Origin of the sequence: Pseudomonas sp. MONT-RG-20F-20-E-7-02, from assembly GCF_022662395.1 — a bacterium.
Classification (GTDB): Bacteria; Pseudomonadota; Gammaproteobacteria; order Pseudomonadales; family Pseudomonadaceae; genus Aquipseudomonas.
Genome location: NZ_JAKNQN010000011.1, coordinates 40,033 through 58,551, shown reverse-complemented (window position 1 = coordinate 58,551; position 18,519 = coordinate 40,033). Strand labels below are relative to the sequence as shown.

General features: G+C 62.2%; 14 protein-coding genes. 1 reads left to right on the top strand and 13 read right to left on the bottom strand.

The annotated features are described in order from the left end of the window. The 12 genes from L8I05_RS25695 to L8I05_RS25640 all read right to left on the bottom strand — a co-directional run bounded on the left by L8I05_RS25695 (window position 1) and on the right by L8I05_RS25640 (window position 16,063). Window positions 1–1,050, bottom strand: coding sequence for a hypothetical protein (locus L8I05_RS25695; protein ID WP_242173354.1), 1,050 nt, complete (start codon window positions 1,048–1,050; stop codon window positions 1–3). A gap of 12 nt (window positions 1,051–1,062) precedes the next feature. Further along, entirely contained in the window at window positions 1,063–2,871 is a 1,809-nt protein-coding gene (locus L8I05_RS25690; protein ID WP_242173338.1) for a hypothetical protein, read from the bottom strand. A 3-nt stretch (window positions 2,872–2,874) separates the two neighbouring features. Beyond that, entirely contained in the window at window positions 2,875–4,161 is a 1,287-nt protein-coding gene (locus tag L8I05_RS25685) for a hypothetical protein (protein ID WP_242173335.1), read from the bottom strand. A gap of 68 nt (window positions 4,162–4,229) precedes the next feature. Next, a complete protein-coding gene (locus L8I05_RS25680) occupies window positions 4,230–6,593 on the bottom strand; it encodes a hypothetical protein (RefSeq protein WP_242173332.1) in 2,364 nt (787 codons plus the stop codon). A 10-nt stretch (window positions 6,594–6,603) separates the two neighbouring features. Beyond that, the gene (locus tag L8I05_RS25675; RefSeq protein ID WP_242173314.1) at window positions 6,604–7,746 is read right to left on the bottom strand and encodes a hypothetical protein; all 1,143 of its coding nucleotides are present in this window, start codon (window positions 7,744–7,746) and stop codon (window positions 6,604–6,606) included. Then, complete coding sequence (locus tag L8I05_RS25670) at window positions 7,716–9,161, bottom strand: nucleotide pyrophosphatase/phosphodiesterase family protein (RefSeq protein WP_242173311.1); 1,446 nt, start codon at window positions 9,159–9,161, stop codon at window positions 7,716–7,718. Before L8I05_RS25670 ends, L8I05_RS25675 begins: the two co-directional genes overlap by 31 nt. Further along, entirely contained in the window at window positions 9,151–10,371 is a 1,221-nt protein-coding gene (eboE, locus tag L8I05_RS25665; protein WP_242173308.1) for a metabolite traffic protein EboE, read from the bottom strand. The genes L8I05_RS25670 and eboE overlap by 11 nt, the downstream gene beginning before the upstream one ends. After that, window positions 10,368–11,252 (bottom strand): TatD family hydrolase, encoded by an 885-nt coding sequence (locus L8I05_RS25660; RefSeq protein ID WP_242173151.1) that lies wholly within the window; start codon window positions 11,250–11,252, stop codon window positions 10,368–10,370. The genes eboE and L8I05_RS25660 overlap by 4 nt, the downstream gene beginning before the upstream one ends. Before the next feature lie 40 nt (window positions 11,253–11,292). Continuing rightward, window positions 11,293–11,976, bottom strand: a complete 684-nt coding sequence (locus tag L8I05_RS25655; protein ID WP_242173147.1) for an EboA domain-containing protein — start codon at window positions 11,974–11,976, stop codon at window positions 11,293–11,295. Continuing rightward, the gene (locus tag L8I05_RS25650) at window positions 11,973–12,842 is read right to left on the bottom strand and encodes a UbiA family prenyltransferase (protein ID WP_242174365.1); all 870 of its coding nucleotides are present in this window, start codon (window positions 12,840–12,842) and stop codon (window positions 11,973–11,975) included. Before L8I05_RS25650 ends, L8I05_RS25655 begins: the two co-directional genes overlap by 4 nt. Window positions 12,843–12,847: 5 nt before the next feature. Beyond that, entirely contained in the window at window positions 12,848–14,713 is a 1,866-nt protein-coding gene (locus tag L8I05_RS25645; RefSeq protein ID WP_242173144.1) for a 3-dehydroquinate synthase, read from the bottom strand. Window positions 14,714–15,124: 411 nt separating this feature from the next. Continuing rightward, entirely contained in the window at window positions 15,125–16,063 is a 939-nt protein-coding gene (locus L8I05_RS25640; protein ID WP_159955721.1) for a LysR family transcriptional regulator, read from the bottom strand. Between the two features lie 108 nt (window positions 16,064–16,171). On the opposite strand from L8I05_RS25640, the gene L8I05_RS25635 reads away from it, so the two are divergent. Then, on the top strand, window positions 16,172–17,671 hold the full coding sequence (locus L8I05_RS25635) for a CoA-acylating methylmalonate-semialdehyde dehydrogenase (protein ID WP_242173127.1): 1,500 nt from the start codon (window positions 16,172–16,174) through the stop codon (window positions 17,669–17,671). Between the two features lie 129 nt (window positions 17,672–17,800). Here the strand turns inward: L8I05_RS25635 and L8I05_RS25630 are convergent, their stop codons facing one another. Continuing rightward, window positions 17,801–18,094 (bottom strand): hypothetical protein, encoded by a 294-nt coding sequence (locus tag L8I05_RS25630; protein WP_177015778.1) that lies wholly within the window; start codon window positions 18,092–18,094, stop codon window positions 17,801–17,803. Between the last annotated feature and the right edge of the window lie 425 nt (window positions 18,095–18,519).

Sequence of the window (18,519 nt, the reverse complement as noted above, 5' to 3'; positions counted from 1 at the left end):
TCACAGCTGCACCCGCCGCAGCCTGCCCGTCAACGGCGCCACGGTGTTGTCGGGCCGGGGCAGCGGTCGACCCGTTAACCCCATGCCTTCGCTGACTAACACGGCACCCGGCACGCGGCACAGGTTGGACGGCGTATCCAGGCCGCGCGCGAGCACTTCCACCTGGTGATTGTGCAGGTTGCAGCGCAACAAGCGCCCGCTGAACCGGGTAAAACCGCCATGCAGGGGCGCGCCGCTCCAGTCTGGCGGCAGCGGTTGTTGCAGGTGGCTGCACAGCTCCAGCACCAGCAGGTTGCCGTGCGGGCACCACGCCAGCCCGGTGGGCAGCTGCAGGCCGCGTATCACCACCTCCAGCTGGCCGCTGGCCGGGTGGGCGCGAATCACCTGCCCGGCAAAGTCAGCAAAGTCGATGCCTTTACGCGCGGGCTCGCCGTGCAGTTCGCCGGAGAACAGGCTGATCAAAACTCCGTCCGTTTCCGGCTCGTACACCAGGGTCACGGGCACCGCCTCCTGGCCTTGATCGAGTGCCGGCAGTTGCGCCAGCACCTGTTCCTCCTCGCCGCTGCGAAATTCGACCAACTGGTTGGTATCGGGTTTGACCGCCAACCAACTGCGCCGCGTCGGGTGGTAGCACAGCGCATTGAGATTGCCACGGCTGTGAAACACCGGCTCGGGCGGGCTGTATTGCAGGTCGAGCAGTTTGGAGCCGCCGACATAATCGGTCTGGCTGGCCAGGCAGCGCCCGTCGCCACAGGCGATGTCCGACAGCCCCATGATTTCATCCCGCAGCATGCGTGCCTGCATGTTCATGCTGCGAAAACCCTGGGCGAGCACTTCGCCGGGCAGGTAGGCGCCAGGCTGCAATGGGTCGGGTTGCAGGCGACTGATGCGGCCGCTGAACGGTTGGTCCGGTAAACCCGAACCGGCTTCGGCCAGCAACAGGCTGCCATCGGCTTGCAGGCACACACCACGCGGGTTGAGCAGGCCTTCAGCGATAAAGGTGCTCGGGCGCAGGTTGTCGATAGGTTGGGCGGGAATATGCAGGGTCATCGTGTTTGCCTCCTAGTGCGGCGGTTGCCATGGGCTGCCGGTGAGATAGGCACGCAGCAGTGCGCGCTGGGCGGGGGACATTGAGCGCACCACCGGCATGAACAGCGTGGTGCCTTTGTAGGCGTCGGCGGTGCGCGCGAGGATGGCGTTTTTCGCCGCCATGATCGCGTCGGGCTGGTTCAGTGGCACATAGCGCGACATGGCAGGGAAGGCCAGGTAGTGAAAACGCAGCACGTTGGGGTACACCTGCTGCCAGGTGATGGTGCTGCCCCTGGCGATGCCGAAATCGGTCTGCGCGTACTTGCGAAAGTTGGTGAAAAACGCGCCGGCGTCTACGCCATTGGCCGTGCAAGTCAGCGCGACGAACCCGGCCTGGGCGGCACTGCCCGGTTTGAGCGTGACCGGAAAACTCACCGCCTGCTGACCGGCGTTCACCGTCAGCGACGGCGGGAAGTTGAGGAAGTCGATGTATTGCTTCTGATCGTAGACCCCCGGCGCACTGGCCCCCAGCCTGATGCTCGTGGCATTCGGCACCGGCCCGCCCAGGTAGCGGACTTGCAGGTTGATCGTCAGGCCGTTGGGGTAGTCCTCCAGGTACACGTTGCGCTGGTCGGCATATACCCGGTAGATCGATTCGGTGGCGTTAAGCGACTTACCCGCGACGAGGTTGGGGGCGGTGATCTTCAGCGGTGCGGTATTGACGGTTTGCTGCTGGCTCACATCCAGGGGCAAGTCGACAATGCCGCCGTACACGTAGTAATTGACCAACGGGCTGGCGGTCGGGTTGAGGGTGAGCAGTGCGGTGGTGCCGGCCGAAATCGTCACCGGCCCATAGTTCGCATTCGGCCCGATGGGGCTGGTGATGTCGTCGCGCACGGCACGAAAGGTTTGCTTGGGAATCACGTTGACCATGTCCAGGCTCAGCACCCCCGTATTGCCGACCGCCGCATAAGCCGCATTTTCAGTGTTCGTGTTGACCAATTGCCGACCCGGTTGGCAGCTCAGCGGTTCGCCGGCAAACGCCGGGGCCAGTGTGCCGATGACCCGGCCGATGCTCGGGTTGGGCGTGTATTTACCGGCGGCGTAATCGGCGTCGAGTTGCGCGGTGGTCATCTGCGGGCACATTTCGAACATCACAAACCGCAAGACGATGCCGGTTGCGCCCGGCGCCTGGATGATCGCCTTGAGGCCACTGCTGTTCTTGTTCCAGCTGACGATGCTGCTCAATGGGAACGTCAGTTGAAACGTGCCGCTGGCGTGAAACGAGCCCGGTGCATCCATCTTCGCCGGCTCCAGCACACGGGTGGTCACGTCGAAACTGCTGCACACCGCATTGCAGCGAATCAGCAGCTGGATATTGTCGTTGCTGCCGATTTGCAGGCCGCCGACAAAAATCTGTGTAGTGGTCGAGGCGCTGGGGTCGAGGTCGACCATCATCGGCCCGGACACCGGGCCCTGGCCGGTCACCGGGTCCACCGAACCGAGCAGGTACACCGGCTGACCGACCTGGTCACCCGTGGTGCTGACGCTGCCGGGGTTGCCTTGTGAACTGATCAAGGCGTTTTGCATGTCCACCACATGCTGGCCGTAGTGGTTCCAGCCGCCTGCGGTGTAGTAGTTGCCAGTGGGCGCGTTGATCATGCTGTTGAGCTGGTCGTCGGTATACGACTGCGCGCCCGGCGCCAGGGTTGAAGTGGTCAGGTCGAAGAGCGGCCAGTCATCATTGCCATTGAAAGGAATGGTCGGCGAATTGTTCGGCAGACTCACGTCCGTGCGGATGCCGCCCCAGAAATTCAGTCGTGGTCCGTTGAGGATGCTCATGGTCTATTCCTTGTCCGTGGCGTGTGGGGTAAACGGTGGGTTGGCGAATTTGAACAGGTACGAGAAATCGGACTTGAACGGGCTCTTCACCGGGGTCGCCATGGAGTGGCAGTTCATGCAGCTGCTGTTGGGCTGGATATAACTTTCCATGGTCACGTTGGCCGAGAGTGCCGGGGTCGGCTGGCCCAACGGGTTGCTCGGGTTGTTGGGCAGCAACGGGCGCTGCGTGGTGATCAACTGGTAGTACTTCAACACGCTGCGTTGCAGGCCGGGGTGGGTGCGGTAGTTGTTGTTGACCCAGCCGGTGACATCGGCGATCGGTGTCACGCGGTTCAGCGGGTTGGGCGTCTGGAAGGTGGTGCCGGGTTTGGGCACGCACACCAGTTGCGTGCCTTGGGTCTGCCAGTTGCAGGGCGACTGGTTGAGCGCGGCGGCGGGGGCGGCGGCATTGAAGTAGGAGTAGGCGGTGCCGGCCACGGGTTGGTCGACCCACTGGCCGTTTACCTTGGCTTTGGGCGGCACGTTTTCGACCTGCTCGAAGGTCGACCAGATCCACTGCGGGTAACCATTGACCTTGGTGATGATATGCAAACCCACCAGCCCCAAATACGCCTCGCCGACGCCGATGCGCTGCCCCTGGCTGTTGAACCGCGCCACCCGCGCAAACTGCGTCAGGTAATGGCTGGCATTGTCACGGGCGGTGAGGATCCGCCAACTGGATTTGACCTCGATAACGCCATTGGGAAAGTTGATGGTGCTGGCCTTGGACACCACATTCGCGTTGTAGAAGGTATTGCCGACGATGTAGTTGTAAGACGCCTGGTTGGCTGAGATATCGTAGTAGGTCGGGTTGCCCGCCTGGTCGATCAGCCAGCCGCCCACCGCCTGGTCGATGGAGTTGACCAGCGAGCTGTTTTTCAGCGCCGCAATGTTGATGATGCCCAGGCTCCTGGCAGTCAGCGGGCTGTTCCACGGCCCCGGGTTGGCGGCGCCCGGCAAGAAAATTTCACTCACGGTCTTGTAGGTTTGCCACACGGTGTAGCCGGGGTCGCCGGGCTGCTTGTTGCAATTGGGCGTGCCGCGCTGCCCATCCTGGGCCGGCCAGTTCAAGGCGATAAACAGCTGCCAGCTGTATTGATCGAACTGATCCTGGCTGGCATTGGCCGCCGGTGCGCTGCTGGGCGGCTGGCAGTTGAGCTGGGTGGCCAGCGTCGACGGCTCAGGCGCTTCCCGCGCCTGGGCCGACAAGCTGACCAGCCCGAGTAACATCACACTCACGAGTGTTTTCATGGTGATACGTCCTTGTGGTCAGGGTTGACGCAGCATCCGCTGCGTCCCCCGGTGGTCCTGTGTGCGGCTTATTGGTAGTCGGTCATGCTGAGCGGCACGGGCGGGTAATTGCGCTTCACCAGCGCCTGGGCCCACAGCTCCAGCACGGCGCGGCGGCTTTGCGGCATGTCGCGGGTGATCGGCATCGCCAGGGTGCTTTCCTCCTGGTATGCCTTGCTGATCAGCACAATCAACTGGTCGACGGCGCCCTCGATGCGCGTCAGGTTATTGAGCGGCATGTACTTGCTCATGATCGGGTACAGGTAGTAGAACGGCTGCAGGATGAATGGGTAGATGAAGGTCTCCCAGATCAACTTGCCGGCGTCTGCACGCTGGTAAATCAGGTTCCAGGCATTCACGAAGTCCTGCTGCATCTGCGGTTCCTGCGGCAGCACGCGCAGGGGGGCAAGGAAGTCGGTAAAGGCCTGGTTGAGTGGGAAACTGAACGGAATCACTGGCGCTTGCTGGCCGTCCTGCACAAAGAAACGCAAGGTCGGAAACCCCGGCGCCTGGGCAGTGACGGTCAGGTTGGCGATGCCATTGGCATCGGTCTTGATCTGCGCCAGGCTGTAGTTCACCGGGCTGTTCAGTGGGTCTTGCAGCGTGCCTTGCATGGCAATCGGGTTGGCGAACGTGAGCGTTGGGCTCAAGGCTACAGCAGCCGGTGTCGGCAGAAATTGCTGGTAAGTCACCGGCGTCGTCTGATCGGCCGACACTGCCAGCCGGGTGGCCATGAGCTGGCGCCCGGTGCCCTCGGTGATCTGGCCAGGCACGGCCTTGGCACCGCAAAACTGCGGCAGGTTCGGGCTGTTATTCGCCGGGTTCTGCGGGTCGTTGTAGAACAGCGTGAAGTCCGCCGCGTTGCTGAACGCCAGGTAGTAATCCGTGGTGCACAGCATGTAGGCATTGCCGTATTCGGCCACCCACAACACTGTGCCTTCCGGCGCCGGCTGGCCGTCGTATTGCACCATGACCTGCAGGGTCTTGGTGTCGCCCACGTCGATAAAACCGGCGCTCTGCACCACCTCGGCGGTCCACAGTTGCTGGGTCGCAGCGATGATCGGCGTGGTGCCTTGCTGTTGCAGTTCCAGGGTGCCGGTTTGCAGCTGTGCCTGGGCTTGCACGGTCAGCGGCAGGTCGAGGATGCCGGCGCGTTTGTCGAACGCCAACTGTTGATAGTCCTCATACCCGAAGCTGGCCAGTGGGCTGAATTGCGTGCCCTGGCGGATACCAATCTGGTAGTTGCCGGCCTGGTATTTGGCGGCGACGGGGATGTCGGCTTTGCTATCGACGGGATAGAACGGGAAGGCGTTGCCCAGGTCCAGGGACAAGGTAGTGCCATGGGCCTGGGCCGAGATCACGCCCAGTTGCACCTGGCTGGTGGTACCCGGTGAGGTTTTGTAGATCGGCACCTTGGCGGCCGGCACCAGGCGCCTGCCTGCCGGTGCGGTGGGGAATTCATCCTCAAACCACAGCCCCAGGCTGCCCACCGTGCGGCTATACGCCGGGTTGAAGAAAATATCGCCGACATTGTCCAGCGCCTGTTGATACATGGCCTGCACCTTGGCCTGGGCCGCAGGCGTAGAGCTGTGGGTGTCGATAGGCGGGTAGTCGTTGAAAATGCCGTTCTTGTCGTAGCAGGTCAGGTAAGTGGTAAAGCGGAACATCAAGCCCTTGGCGTTTTGTTGCGCCATTTGCGCTTGCAGGTTTTGCAGCAAGGCCGAATTGCCGATCACCCATTCAAGGTTTGCCTTGGGAAAACACGTCTGCCAAGTGGTGGTGACGTAGGCCAGGCCGCCGAGGTTGGCCCAATTGAAATTGAGGAAACGGTCGAGCATGCGGTGCTCGCGGTTGAGCGTCAGGCCGCATTGCGCATTGCCCAGCACCAGTTTGTCGAAGTACAGCGCGGTGAAGGTGTTCTGCCACGGGCTCACATCGACAAAGCGCGCAGGAGAAGAAGGTGCGCCGCCGAACGGATTGCCGAGCAGCTGATAGCTCTGGTTGATCAGCGGGTCCTGGCTCACGTAACCGCCGTCGGGCAACTCGCCCCCGGTAATCACCGACTGGGTCTGGTTGTAGCTCACGGTGCCGCAAGCGTTGTCGCCGAACAGGTTCCATTCACCGGGAATCATCGGCGAGCTCAATTGCCCGGCGTTACCGGGCACCTGCATCACATAGTTGGGCACGCTGGCCGGCGCCAACGGCGCAATCGTCCACGGCAGCAGGGTGCTGGCGGCATTCAACGGCGTGATGTCGAAGGCCTTCAGGAACGGCCAGTTCATCTGCATTTTCACCGCATCGTAGAGCGGGTACATGTCGTTGTTGTTGGCGGTCGGCGGGTTCCAGAACATATGGCCGCCCATGTAGATACGCGGGAAATTCAATACGCTCATGTCATGCTCCTTAGCGTTGCCACTGGGCGCGTTTGAGCGACCAGACAAAGTCCAGTTTGTGATACCCGACAAAGTCGGAAGCCGGCAGTACGGTGGTGGGGTAGACGATGCCGCCTTTCTGGTTGAGGGCGAAATTGAAGTAACCCTTGCTCGGTGAATACGCGGCGGTGCCGTGGCAGGCGAAGCACGAAGACATGCTCTGGAAGGCCGACTCCAGCTGGGAGTTGGCGAGCAGGGTGGGCGTGGTGTTGGACTGCACGCCGATCAGCTCGTACTGCGCCAGCGTCGGGTAACTCGCCTGAAAGCTGCTATTGACCGGTTGTGCCGCCGCCGTCGGCCCGGTGCTGTTGGTCATCGGCGTGGGCGGGACCGCGTTGGTCACGGTGTACTTGCTGTTGTTGCGGTTCTCAAACGTGGTCCACACCCAGTCGGGGTTGAGTTTGTTGATCACATGCAAGCCGCTCAACGCGGCATAGCCGACCACGTACTGGTTGCCCTGCTGGTAGTAGGTCTGGGCGATGTAGTAACCATCGTTGGCCAGTTGCTGCTGATAGGTCGGGTTGTTGCCGATCCACAGCCAGGCGGCCTTCAACTCCCAGGCGCTGGAGGGGAAGTTCAAGTCGCTGGTCAACGCGGCCTGGCCGTTCACGTTGTAGACCTTCTGCTGCACGATGTAGTTGAAGGTGTCCGGCCCCATCAACAGCTGGAAACGCACGGCCTGGCCTTGCTGGGCGGGCGGCACCTGCCCGCCCATTTCCAGGATCAACCCGTCCACCTGTTGCGTGGCGTTGAGGTTGTGAAAGGTGCGATTGACGTTCATGCCCATCGCCTGGGCTTGCGTCAGTACGGCGGCCGGCACCGGCACACGTTGGGCGTAGGGCAGCGGTTGCGCGCCGTTGGCCAGGTAGACCTGGTCCGAAGGCTTCATGGTTTCCCAGACCAGATCGGCGCTTTGCGAGGCAGCGGGTTGGTTCAGGCAGACGAACCAGTTCCAGGCCAAAGTCTCGGGGCTTTGGGTAAAGGTGGTTCGGGTCTTGTCGATATTGCCGCCAAACTGCAGAAAATCCGTGCAGTCGAACGACGTGCTTGCGCCTTGGGCATGGGCCAAACCGGCCAGTGCGCTCAGGACAGTGATAGATAAGGCTCGCCGCATGGAAGCTCCTTGGCATTGGCCAGTTCAACGTGGGGGCGCCCCAGGAAATGTTCCAGGAGCAGTTGTTTCACTGCCGTCGCCGCAAGCTGTTGCGGTAACGCCAGATCACAATTGGTGATCAGCAAGGGGCCGGTCTGCACGCTGCTCGGCAGGCGGCCGTGGCTGCCGCGGACCAGCGTGGTGTCCAGCGGGATCAGGTCCATGTAGTAGCGAAAGCCGAGTTTTTTTTGCAGCAGGCGGCGCGCCACTTTCAGCGTGGGGAAGCGAATCGCCGGGTCGACGAACAGCTCGACCGGGTCGTAGCCGGGCTTGCGGTGGATGTCCACGGTGCGCGCAAAATCCGGGGCCTTGCGCGCGTCCAGCCAGTAGTAGTAATCGAACCAGTAACCTGCTGCGGCCACGGCCACCAGCTCGCCGCTGCGGGGGTGATCAAGCTGCCAGGCGCGCTGTTCGTCCTTGTCCAGCACCTGCTCGATACCGGGCTGGCGTTGCAGCAAGGCCTTGACCCGAGGGATGTCCTGCGCCTGCTTCACATACACATGCGCGATTTGATGGTCAGCCACGGCAAACGCCGCACTGGCGCCCGGGTCGAGCAATTCCCAACTCAGGGATTGGCGCACGTGCAACAGGCCCTCGGCGCGCAATACGCGGTTGATCGACACCGATTGCGTGACGGCTTCGATGCCGTATTCGGAGAGCAGCATCACCGCCGCGCCCTGCGCTTCGGCGAAGTCCAGCAGGCGCCCGACCTCGGCGTCGATGGCGCGCACTTCCTCGGCAATCGACGGGTGATCCGGCCCCACGCGCTGCAAGCTGTAATCGAGATGTGGCAGGTAGATCAATTGCAGGTGCGGGCGATTGATCTGGAACTCGGCCATTGCGCACTCGACGATCCAGCGGCTCGATGCAATGCCCGCCGCCGGCCCCCAGAAACCGGGGAATGGGAACTCGCCGATTTGCGCCTCGATCTGCTCATGCAAACCGGGCGGTGACGAATACAGCCCGAACTGCTTGCGCCCATCGGCCGGGTAGTGCGGGCGCGGGGTGATGGCGGCGTCCACGTCGGCGTACATGTTGTACCACCAGAACAACTGGCTGCAGCGAAAGCCCGGGAGCGCACGCTTGAGCGTATGCCAGACCTTTTCACCCTGGATCAGCGCGTTTGGTTGCAGCCAGAAGCGCACCTCGGCCTGGTCGCGAAAGTACCAGCCATTGCCGACAATCCCGTGCTGCGACGGCGGCGCGCCGGTAAGAATCGAAGCCTGCACCGTTGAGGTCACAGCGGGGAATACCGGTTGCAGATGAGCCATCTGCGCGGTCTTGAGCAGGGCGTTGATATGCGGCGTCGCGTCACCCAACAGCGACGGCGTCAGCCCGACTACGTTGATCAGCAGCAGCGGTTGCTCAGAGGGCATCGGCGTACGCCTCCTGCGCCAGGGGGCGCAACAGGTTGCGTTGGCGCAATTGCTCCTCGACCCAACGCAATTCCGCCGCAATGCCCGCCAGCTGGGCAGGCTCGGTGGCGGGCCGCAGCTCAGCGGGCAGCACGCCCCAACTGTAGGTTTCGACTTCCAGCACCGGGCGAAAATCAGCATGCGCCGCCAGGTAATCGAACGTCTGCGCCAGGGCCACCCGGCTGCCGCTGAGTTCGGGCAGCAGCAGGTGTTCGCTGAACAGCGGGATATGGAAGTGAATGCGCAGTTCGCTGAACCCGGCGCAGGTGTGCAGGGCGGCGGGCAGGTCCGGCCAGGCGCGCAAGCGGCCCTGGGCATCCAGGGCTTTGACCTGATGCAAGTAAGTGGCTTCGGCAAAGCTGCCCAAGGTGGCGAGCACGGTTGCACGGTGCGGGTCGGCTTCTGGCGGCAGGCGGCAAATCATCGCGTTGGACAGCTGGATCTTGCCCACCGGCACCCGCGCCTGATGCAGCCTTTGCAGCGACTGGTAGCAGTCTTCGAACATCACCGCTTGGTGGCACACATCAAAACACAGCGCCAGGTAGGCATGATTGGGGTCGATGGCTTGCCGACGCTGGAAGAACGCGATGGCCTGCTCGGTGTTTTCCAACACGCAGTCCGGCTCCATTTCCAGGCAGAACACGATCTTCTTGCCGGTTTCCCCATGCAGGCGGGCGAGGGCGGCGGTGAGTTGGCTCAAGTGCGCATCGGCGCGCGCTTGTAACGCCTGCGTCCAGGTGGCGGCGTAGCCCAGCGGCACCGTGGAAATCACCCCTTGGCGGCAATCGTGCGGCAAGGCGTCGGCGAGGATGCGCGCCAGGTCGAGGCTATAGGCCAGGCGTTGCGGCTCGGCCCAGTTGGGCATGTAGACCTCGGCTTTCACCGCGCCCTGATGAAATTCGCCGTAGGGAAAACCGTTCAGCGAGGTCAGGCGCAGGCCCGTTTGATTGAGCAGGTCCAGAAACTGCGCACGCGCCGAATGTTCCTGTAACTGGGCCGCCGCGTGGGCGCAAATCCACAGGCCGCTGTCCTGTTCCGGCAGCCCACGGAGGCGGCGCACGCCTTGAAAGTGCTGCTCGATGGAGGCGCTTAACCCCGCCAGGTCTCGGGTCGGGTGCACGTTGCTGCAATACCCGACCTGCGCGGCCGTCCAGCCGCTGCCGGCACTCATTTGACCACCGGGTCCTGGCCGCGCAGGGCCGAGTTTTCCTGCCACTGCTTGCGCTGGTCAATCGGCAGCGGCGTGCTGACCAGGGCCTTGTCCAGCTGGCCGCTTTGGGCAAAAAAGTCCACCGGGTTGTGGAACAGCACCTGTTCCACCTGGGCTTCAGTGAAGCCTGCCGCCAACATCGCCTGGCCGGTCTTGGGCACTTTCAGCGGGTCGCTGATGCCCCAGTCGGCCGCGCTGTTGACCACCATTTTCTCGGTGCCGTATTCCTTGAGCAGCGCCACCATGCGCTGCTCCGACATCTTGGTGTTGGGGTAGATGGAGTGGCCGCGCCAGCACTCGCTGTCGAGCACCAGCGGCAAGGTCAGTTCGTTGAGGTGGTCGATGATCACCAGGTGCTCGGCGATCCCGACCTCGCGAATCACCGCCAGGGTGCGTTTGGTGCCGCCGACTTTGTCGCGGTGCGGGGTGTGCACCAGCACCGGCAGGTTGAATTGTTTGGCCAGTTCCAGCTGCGCGGCGAGAAAACGGTCCTCTTCCGGGGTGATGTCGTCGTAGCCGATTTCGCCCACCGCGACCACGCCGTCTTTGACCAGGTAGCGCGGCAGGATCTCCAGCACTTCATTGGCAATCGACAGGTCGTTGGCCTCCTTGGGGTTCAGGCCAATGGTGCAGAAGTGATGAATGCCAAACATGCTCGCGCGAAAGCGTTCCCAGCCCAGCAGCGTGTCGAAGTAGTCGACGAAACTGCCGACGCTGGTGCGCGCCTGGCCTTGCCAGAACGCCGGTTCGATCACCCCGGTAATGCCGGCGGCGGCCATGTTCTGGTAGTCGTCGGTGGTGCGGCTGACCATATGAATATGCGGATCGAAGTACTTGAGCATGGTGAATCCTCGTCAAGGAAAAGGGCGGCGTTGGGCGGTGTCAGTTCAGGTAGGCGTGCCATTCCGGCGGTAGGCGCAGGCTGCGCAAGCGTTGCAGTTGCGCCGGGCTGAGCAGGTCGAATGCGATCACTTTGGGCAGGCCGGGGGACACGGTGCGCGCGGCGGCGAGCTGTTCGTCGAGCAGGTCGAGGGCCAGCTGATTGAGGGTGACGCCGTGGCGTTGGGTCAGGCCGACCAGGCGCCCGATGTCGAGGCCCATGCCCAGCGCCTTCAACACCAACTGGTGAAACGCGCGCTCCGAGTAATGGCGTGACGGGTACGCGGTGTCGAGGGCCAGGGCGGCAAACACCTGCGGGTTACTGGTGCGCCCGGCCTGTAGCGCCAGCGCCACGCACAACCCGTCGCTGTCGAGCCAATCGAGGGCGCTGAGCAGGGCGGCTTTTTCCTGATCGTCACCCCACAGGAACAGCTGGTGCAACAGCGGCAACTGCTCGGCAGCCGTGGTGTGTTCGAGTGCTTGGGCCAGCAGCAACCCACGCGCCAACGTGACGGCAGGTGCTGGCAGGTGACGCTTGCACTGGCCGCTCAACAACGCCGTCGTGGTCGCGCTGGGGTGTTGGGCAAGCTGTGCCTGCGCCTGCTGCCACCACGCCAGTTCGCTGGCATTCAGTTGCTCGGTCAGGGCTTGAAGGTGTTCGGTGAGGCCATCCTGGCGCATGTTCATGTCGGCTTGATCCAACGCTGAAAGTGGGGAAGCAGGAAAAACACCAGCACACACAACAGGCTGCCCAGCGGCTGGTTGGCCACCGCCAGCACCAGCGCGTCGAACAGCGGCAGGGCGGCCAGGCCAGCGCCGATAAACGCACGCACCTGGCGCTGTGGCGGGTTGGCCAGGTGTTTCCAGTAATGCCAGCCCAACCAGCCAAGCCACAGCAGCAACACCGGCCAGAACCACAGCGTGTTGGAATAGAGCGCCAGGGCCAGCGGGCTGAGCATCAACAGCAACGGCAGGCGGCTGATCAACTGGTTGCGATGTTCCTGGCGGGCCAGGTAAGTCAGGCCGCTGATGTACACCCCGAGCAACATCGCGCACAGCCAAATCGGCTCCGCCGGCACCGCCAGGCTGGCCGCCGCCGTGAGGTACAGCGCCGAGCGGCAGGCGCCCATCAGCCACACGCTGTGGGCGTATTTCTTGTGCAGCAGGTTGTAGCCGACAATGCAGCCCACCAGCAGCAGCACACTGCCGAGCAGCCAATGCGGCTCGTCGATCAGGCGGCTCAGGCCCAGCACCGCAGCGGCGGCGAGTATCAGCAGCAGCGCTGTGGCCCGGCCCACCTGCTGGCGGCTGGCCAAGCCCAGGGTGATCGGGCGCGGGTTGTGGTGTTGCCGGTCCCAGTCGGCGTCGAGCCAGTCGTTCAACAGCATGCCGGCCAGGTACAGCAACGACAGCGTGATCAGCAGCAACCCCCACACCAGCGACGACGGCGGTGCCAATGCGCCGGCGCTGCTGGCGAGCAGGGCGGCGGCCAGGGTGTTGGTCCACACCGTGGGCAGGTTGGAGACGCGCCCGAGGGTCATCCAGGTTTTCATCGGGCTCATTGTGCGTAACCTTCGCCCAGGGCCGGCGCTGTATCGCTTGTGCTCGACAGCCGTTGCAGCGCCGCTTGCATCGTCGCGCTGTCGATTTCATGCAGGTCCACCGACTGGCCGATGCGGTTGAGCATCGGGATCGACAGTTGCCCGCCCAAGTGCTGGCGGAACTCCTCCAGGCCGAGCAACAACGGTGAGCGGCCCTGGGCATCTTTCAACGCCAGCTCCGGCGGGCACAGGTTGAAACCCAGCGTGCGCAACAGGCGCATCACCCGTTGCGTGTCGGCATCGCTCAACAGCCCCAAGGCATTCGCATACAGCCCGTCCAGCGCCATGCCCACCGCGACGGCTTCGCCATGGCGCAGCCGGTGATGGCTGAGGTTTTCCAGTTTGTGCGCGGCCCAGTGCCCGTAATCCAGGGGGCGACCGTTGCCGCGTTCGAACGGGTCGCCCGCCCCGGTGATGTGCGCCAGGTGCAGCTCGGCGCAGCGACGAATCGCGTAGCGGCTGGCGCTGTGGTCGAAGTGGGCGAGGGCCTCGGCGTGTTGCTCCATCCACTCGAAGAACACGTGGTCCTTGATCAGCGCCACCTTGACCGCTTCTGCCAGCCCGGCGATCTGGTCGCGACGTGTGAGGCTGGTGAGCAGCTGGAAGTCATTGATCACGGCGGTGGCGGGGTAGAAGGCGCCCAGCAGGTTCTTCTGGCCGAAGGCATTGATGCCGTTTTTCACGCCAATGCCGGCGTCGTTCTGGGCCAATACGGTGCTGGGAATGCGGATCAGCCGAATGCCACGGTGGAAGGTGGCGCAGGCGTAACCCACCGCGTCCAGCACCGCGCCGCCACCCAGGGCCAGCACGTAGCAATGGCGGTCCAGGCCGTGTTGCAGCATGTCGCTGTAGAGCTGCTCCAGCACCTGTGGGGTTTTGCTCAGTTCACCGGCCGGCACGGCGATGGGCGCGGTTTTTAACTGCAGGTCGGCATGGGCGGCGAAGTACGCGTCGATCTGTTCCGCAAGCGCTGGGGCGCTGTGCAGCAGTTGTTCATCGGCGAACACCATCACCGTCACCGGCGCAGCGTGTTGTGCGATGAGCTCGCGGTGCAGGCACGGGTTGGCCGGGTCAAACAGATGGTCGGTGAAGATCACCGGGTAGTCGTAACTGACCTCGAAGCGTCCGCGCAGCGGCTGTTCCACACTGGGCTTGGGTTTGAGCAGGCTGTAACCGGCCACAAACACCAGCGGCAATACCATGCTGGCGAGCATGGTCACCAGCAGTGCGTGCTGCTCGATCAGCAACGTGCCGATGGCCGTGTAAGCCAGTGCCAGTCCCGCGTTGGCCAGTGTGGTAATCAGCAAAAAAGCGCGCAGCGGGTAGCGCTGCATTCCGGCGGCCACCACTGAAGTTTCCGCCAGCACCGGCACACCGCGCAGGCAAATCAACGACAAGGTGCCCAGCCGATACGCCAACTGCCCAGGCTGGCGCTGATGCAAGCCAAGGCGGCCGGACAGCAAGCGCAAGTAACCGGCGCCCAGCGCGTACCCCAGCGCGGCACCCAGACACAGCCCGATGAAAATCACCAGGTAGCCACCGAGGCTGCCGAGCATGGCGACTGCCAGCAACGCGACCATGCTCGACGGCACCGGCAGCACCACGTCGAGGGCGAGCAAGGCGATCAGCAGCAGTGCCAGGTTAAGGGCTTGGGCGGTGGTGGAAGGTTGGTACAGGTTGAGGTGAATCAGGAAGTCTTGGATCTGTTGTTCAAACAACAGGAAGCTGGCAATCACCAGCACTGAAAAACCAAACAACGACAGCCAGAAATGTTCGGCTGGCCCCTTTTTCGAGAACGCACGATACCCGCGGCTGCGCTTCATCAAAGCATCCCTTTTGAGAATTAAGACTAAGTTCCGTGTCAGTGTTAAACGCTGTTTTCAGAGCAATAGAGTTCCTCGCCTGTACGGCAGGTTGTGTGCGTAATGGCTGATGGCTTTCACGGTAGTCATGAACGTAGCCGGTTGTGGTTTTTTTGCAAGTTTGCGCAGGTATGAGTTTGAAAGCGGCGGTTAAGCGCCGCGTGTGTGGCGAGTTTTATCCATACTTTACAATTAGTTGTATGGCTTTTTTTGAGGTGTCAAGAAGCTGTTGTTACTGACTTTCGCAAGTAACAAGTTCAATACAAGGTCTGGATATTGGTTATTTGGATTATTGCCGCTGGCTATAAGAAGTTTATTTATAAGTGGTTGTCGAGAACGATTCCGCTTAAGTCGTATGCATGAGTTTATGACTCACCCGTTAAACCGGAAGCCGTCTGACAACTTGTCCTTTAGATAGCCAACTAACGTGCTGACCGATTTCGGCACATGGGGCGAATACGGCCGTATCAGGTAAATCTCATCGGCAAACGCGCCCTTGAGCGTCCAGCCCTTGAGCACCTGCACCAACGTGCCACTGGCCAGCGCGGCCTGCGCGCTGAAGTCCGGGAGCAGGGCGATGCCCAGGTGGTTGAGCGCCGAGTCGCGCAGCGCCTCACTGTTGTTGGTCGAAAAGCTGCCGGCGATGGGCACGGTCACGCGTTCTACCTTCTTGCCGCCGCGTTCGAAGGTCCAGGCCGGCTGGTCGCTGCCGCGAGGGTAGTACAGGCAGTTATGCGCAGTGAGGTCGCCGGGTTCGCGGGGTTCGCCGTGCTGTTGCAGATAGTCGCGCGTGGCGACCAATACCGAACCGGTGTCGCACAGTTTCCACGCCACATGGGTTTCCGGCACCTGGAAGCCGTGCCGCACCGCCAGGTCGTAACCTTCGGCCGCCAGCGAACTCAAGGCATCCGACACATCCAGCTGGATACGCACCTGCGGGTACAGCTGCAAAAATTCCGACAAGTGCGGCACCAACTGCTGACGCGCAAACGCCACCGGCGCGGTAAGGCGCACCAGCCCGCGAATCTCACCGGCAGAGTCGCGCACCGACGAGAAGCTGCGCGCGATATGTTCATAGGCGCTGCGCACTTCGCGGGTCAATGACAGCCCGGCATCGGTCAGCCGCACGCTGCGCGTGGTGCGGGTGACCAGGCGCGTGCCGGTGGCTTTTTCCAGGTCTGAAATGCGCTGGCTGACCGCCGATTTGCTCACGCCCAGGCGTGCGGCAGCGGCGGTGTAGGTTCCGTGTTCTTCCAGCACCGACAGCCAATGAATGTGGGTCCACAGCCCTTCGATCTCGGATTTTTCCATGACGCTATTGTTCGCCTATGAGGACAATCAGTTCTGGATTCTGCTCTGGTTTGGAACAAACCGAAAGCCTATCGTGTGTTCCAACGCTACCCACCAGGGATACCTGCCATGACCACCACGATTGCGCACTACATCAACGACCAGCGCGTTTCCCGCGATGATCGCTATCAGGACGTCTACAACCCGGCCACCGGCGAAGTGACCGGCCGCGTCGCGCTGGCCAGCCGCCAGACCGTGGGTGAAGCCGTCGCTGCCGCCCAAGCGGCCTTCGCCAGTTGGGCTGATACGCCGCCGATCCGCCGTGCCCGCGTGTTGTTCGAATTCCTGCACTTGCTGCGCGAACGCAAGGACGACCTGGCGCGCATCATCGTCGCCGAACACGGCAAGGTCTTCACCGACGCCCAGGGCGAAGTCGACCGGGGTATCGACATCCTCGAGTTCGCCTGCGGTATTCCGAACCTGCTCAAGGGCGAGCATTCCGACCAGGTCTCGCGGGGCATGGACAACTGGACGATGCGCCAGCCCCTGGGCGTGGTGGCCGGCGTCACGCCGTTCAACTTCCCGGTGATGGTGCCGATGTGGATGTACCCCATCGCCATCGCGGCGGGCAACACCTTCATCCTCAAGCCAAGCCCGACTGACCCGAGCGCGTCGCTGTTCATGGCCGAGTTGCTGCATGAAGCCGGCTTGCCCACAGGCGTGTTCAACGTGGTGCAGGGCGACAAGGAAGCGGTGGATGCGCTGCTCGAACACCCGGACGTCAAGGCCGTGAGCTTTGTCGGCTCCACGCCGATTGCGCAATACATCTACGAAATCGGTGCGCGCAATGGCAAGCGCGTACAAGGCTTGGGCGGCGCGAAAAACCACATGGTGGTGATGCCCGACGCCGACATCGAAAAAACCGTCGACGCACTGATGGGCGCGGCTTACGGCAGTGCCGGCGAACGCTGCATGGCCATCTCGGTGGCGGTGCTGGTGGGTGATGTGGGCGATAAAGTCATTGCCGCCTTGACCGAGCGCGCCAAGACATTGCGCATCACCGACGGCCGCGATTTAAAGGCCGAAATGGGCCCGATTGTGTCGCGGGCTGCGTTGGAACGCATCAGCGGTTACATCGAACAAGGCGTGCAAGCCGGTGCGCAATTGCTGCTCGACGGCCGTGACTATGTGCCCACCGAACCCGGCCTGGAACATGGCTTCTGGCTCGGCGCGACCTTGTTCGACCACGTGACCCAGGACATGAGCATCTACCGCGAAGAAATCTTCGGCCCGGTGCTGGCCTGCGTGCGTGTGAATGACTTTGCCGAGGCGATCAAACTGGTCAACGACCACGAATTTGGCAACGGCGTGAGCTGCTTTACCCGCGACGGCAACATTGCCCGCGAGTTTGCGCGGCGTATCGAGGTGGGCATGGTCGGCATCAACGTGCCGATCCCGGTGCCGATGGCCTGGCACGGCTTTGGTGGCTGGAAGAAGAGCCTGTTTGGCGACATGCATGCTTACGGCACCGAGGGCGTGCGCTTCTACACCAAGCAGAAGTCGATCATGCAGCGCTGGTCGGAAAGCATCGAACAGGGCGCGGAGTTTGCGATGCCGGTGTCCAAGTAACGCAAGATCACCGCAGATCAACTGTGGGAAATCTACTGTGGGAGCTGGCTTGCCTGCGATGGCGGTGTATCAGTAACAGATAACCTGACTGACACACCGCCATCGCAGGCAAGCCAGCTCCCACAGTTTTTAACGGGCGGGGTTCAGGCACTCGATAGAGCGGTCCACCGTGGTCCTGGCCATTTCCAGCAAATGCCACACCGCCAGAATCTTCGCCCGCTCGGGGCTGGGCAGCAGTTCACTGCAGTTGAGTGTCGTGGCCGAAGCGCTGTCGAGCAAACTGGCGGTGTAGAGCAGGGCATCTTCGAAGCTCAACTCTTCGATTGGCACACCTTGGGTGGGCAGGTAATGGTCGATGGCGCGGTTGAACGCGGCGCGGGCTTTGGCTGAACTGAGGGGTGGGTCGGGGACGACTTTATTCATGGTGTAACTCCTATTGAACAAGAGAGCTACCGCCAACGCTGCTAAACGAGGGTGGCAGCTGTACGCGGGTTAGCAGACCGGTCAATAGGAAAACCAGCGCACCCGAAGGTGCCCCACGCACAACCGCCATAAAGCAGAAGTGAACCGTGTGCCTATTGAAGTCAGGCTGCTAAACCCGATCACTGATGAGCAGTGACGGATCGCAGACTAGCCATCGATTCCAACAGGCACAAGGCGGCAGGGATTGTCTAGGAAACGTCCTGCAATTAAAAGCGACGCGCCTTGCTGGCCTTTTGAGAACCAGAAAAAAAGCCATTTCCTACTCATTGGTGGTGCTCACGTGTTGACCGCATACTGAAAGTCTACTACTGTATATAAACACAGTGTTTAAGCGCTGATCAGCCAAACCCGGCATTACCAGCCAT

Bases quoted from the DNA above. Each gene is read 5' to 3' on its own strand.
- L8I05_RS25695 (WP_242173354.1), bottom strand. From the start codon at position 1,050: ATGACCCTGCATATTCCCGCCCAACCTATCGACAACCTGCGCCCGAGC.
- L8I05_RS25690 (WP_242173338.1), bottom strand. From the start codon at position 2,871: ATGAGCATCCTCAACGGACCACGACTGAATTTCTGGGGCGGCATCCGC.
- L8I05_RS25685 (WP_242173335.1), bottom strand. From the start codon at position 4,161: ATGAAAACACTCGTGAGTGTGATGTTACTCGGGCTGGTCAGCTTGTCG.
- L8I05_RS25680 (WP_242173332.1), bottom strand. From the start codon at position 6,593: ATGAGCGTATTGAATTTCCCGCGTATCTACATGGGCGGCCATATGTTC.
- L8I05_RS25675 (WP_242173314.1), bottom strand. From the start codon at position 7,746: ATGCGGCGAGCCTTATCTATCACTGTCCTGAGCGCACTGGCCGGTTTG.
- L8I05_RS25670 (WP_242173311.1), bottom strand. From the start codon at position 9,161: ATGCCCTCTGAGCAACCGCTGCTGCTGATCAACGTAGTCGGGCTGACG.
- eboE (WP_242173308.1), bottom strand. From the start codon at position 10,371: ATGAGTGCCGGCAGCGGCTGGACGGCCGCGCAGGTCGGGTATTGCAGC.
- L8I05_RS25660 (WP_242173151.1), bottom strand. From the start codon at position 11,252: ATGCTCAAGTACTTCGATCCGCATATTCATATGGTCAGCCGCACCACC.
- L8I05_RS25655 (WP_242173147.1), bottom strand. From the start codon at position 11,976: ATGAACATGCGCCAGGATGGCCTCACCGAACACCTTCAAGCCCTGACC.
- L8I05_RS25650 (WP_242174365.1), bottom strand. From the start codon at position 12,842: ATGAAAACCTGGATGACCCTCGGGCGCGTCTCCAACCTGCCCACGGTG.
- L8I05_RS25645 (WP_242173144.1), bottom strand. From the start codon at position 14,713: ATGAAGCGCAGCCGCGGGTATCGTGCGTTCTCGAAAAAGGGGCCAGCC.
- L8I05_RS25640 (WP_159955721.1), bottom strand. From the start codon at position 16,063: ATGGAAAAATCCGAGATCGAAGGGCTGTGGACCCACATTCATTGGCTG.
- L8I05_RS25635 (WP_242173127.1), top strand. From the start codon at position 16,172: ATGACCACCACGATTGCGCACTACATCAACGACCAGCGCGTTTCCCGC.
- L8I05_RS25630 (WP_177015778.1), bottom strand. From the start codon at position 18,094: ATGAATAAAGTCGTCCCCGACCCACCCCTCAGTTCAGCCAAAGCCCGC.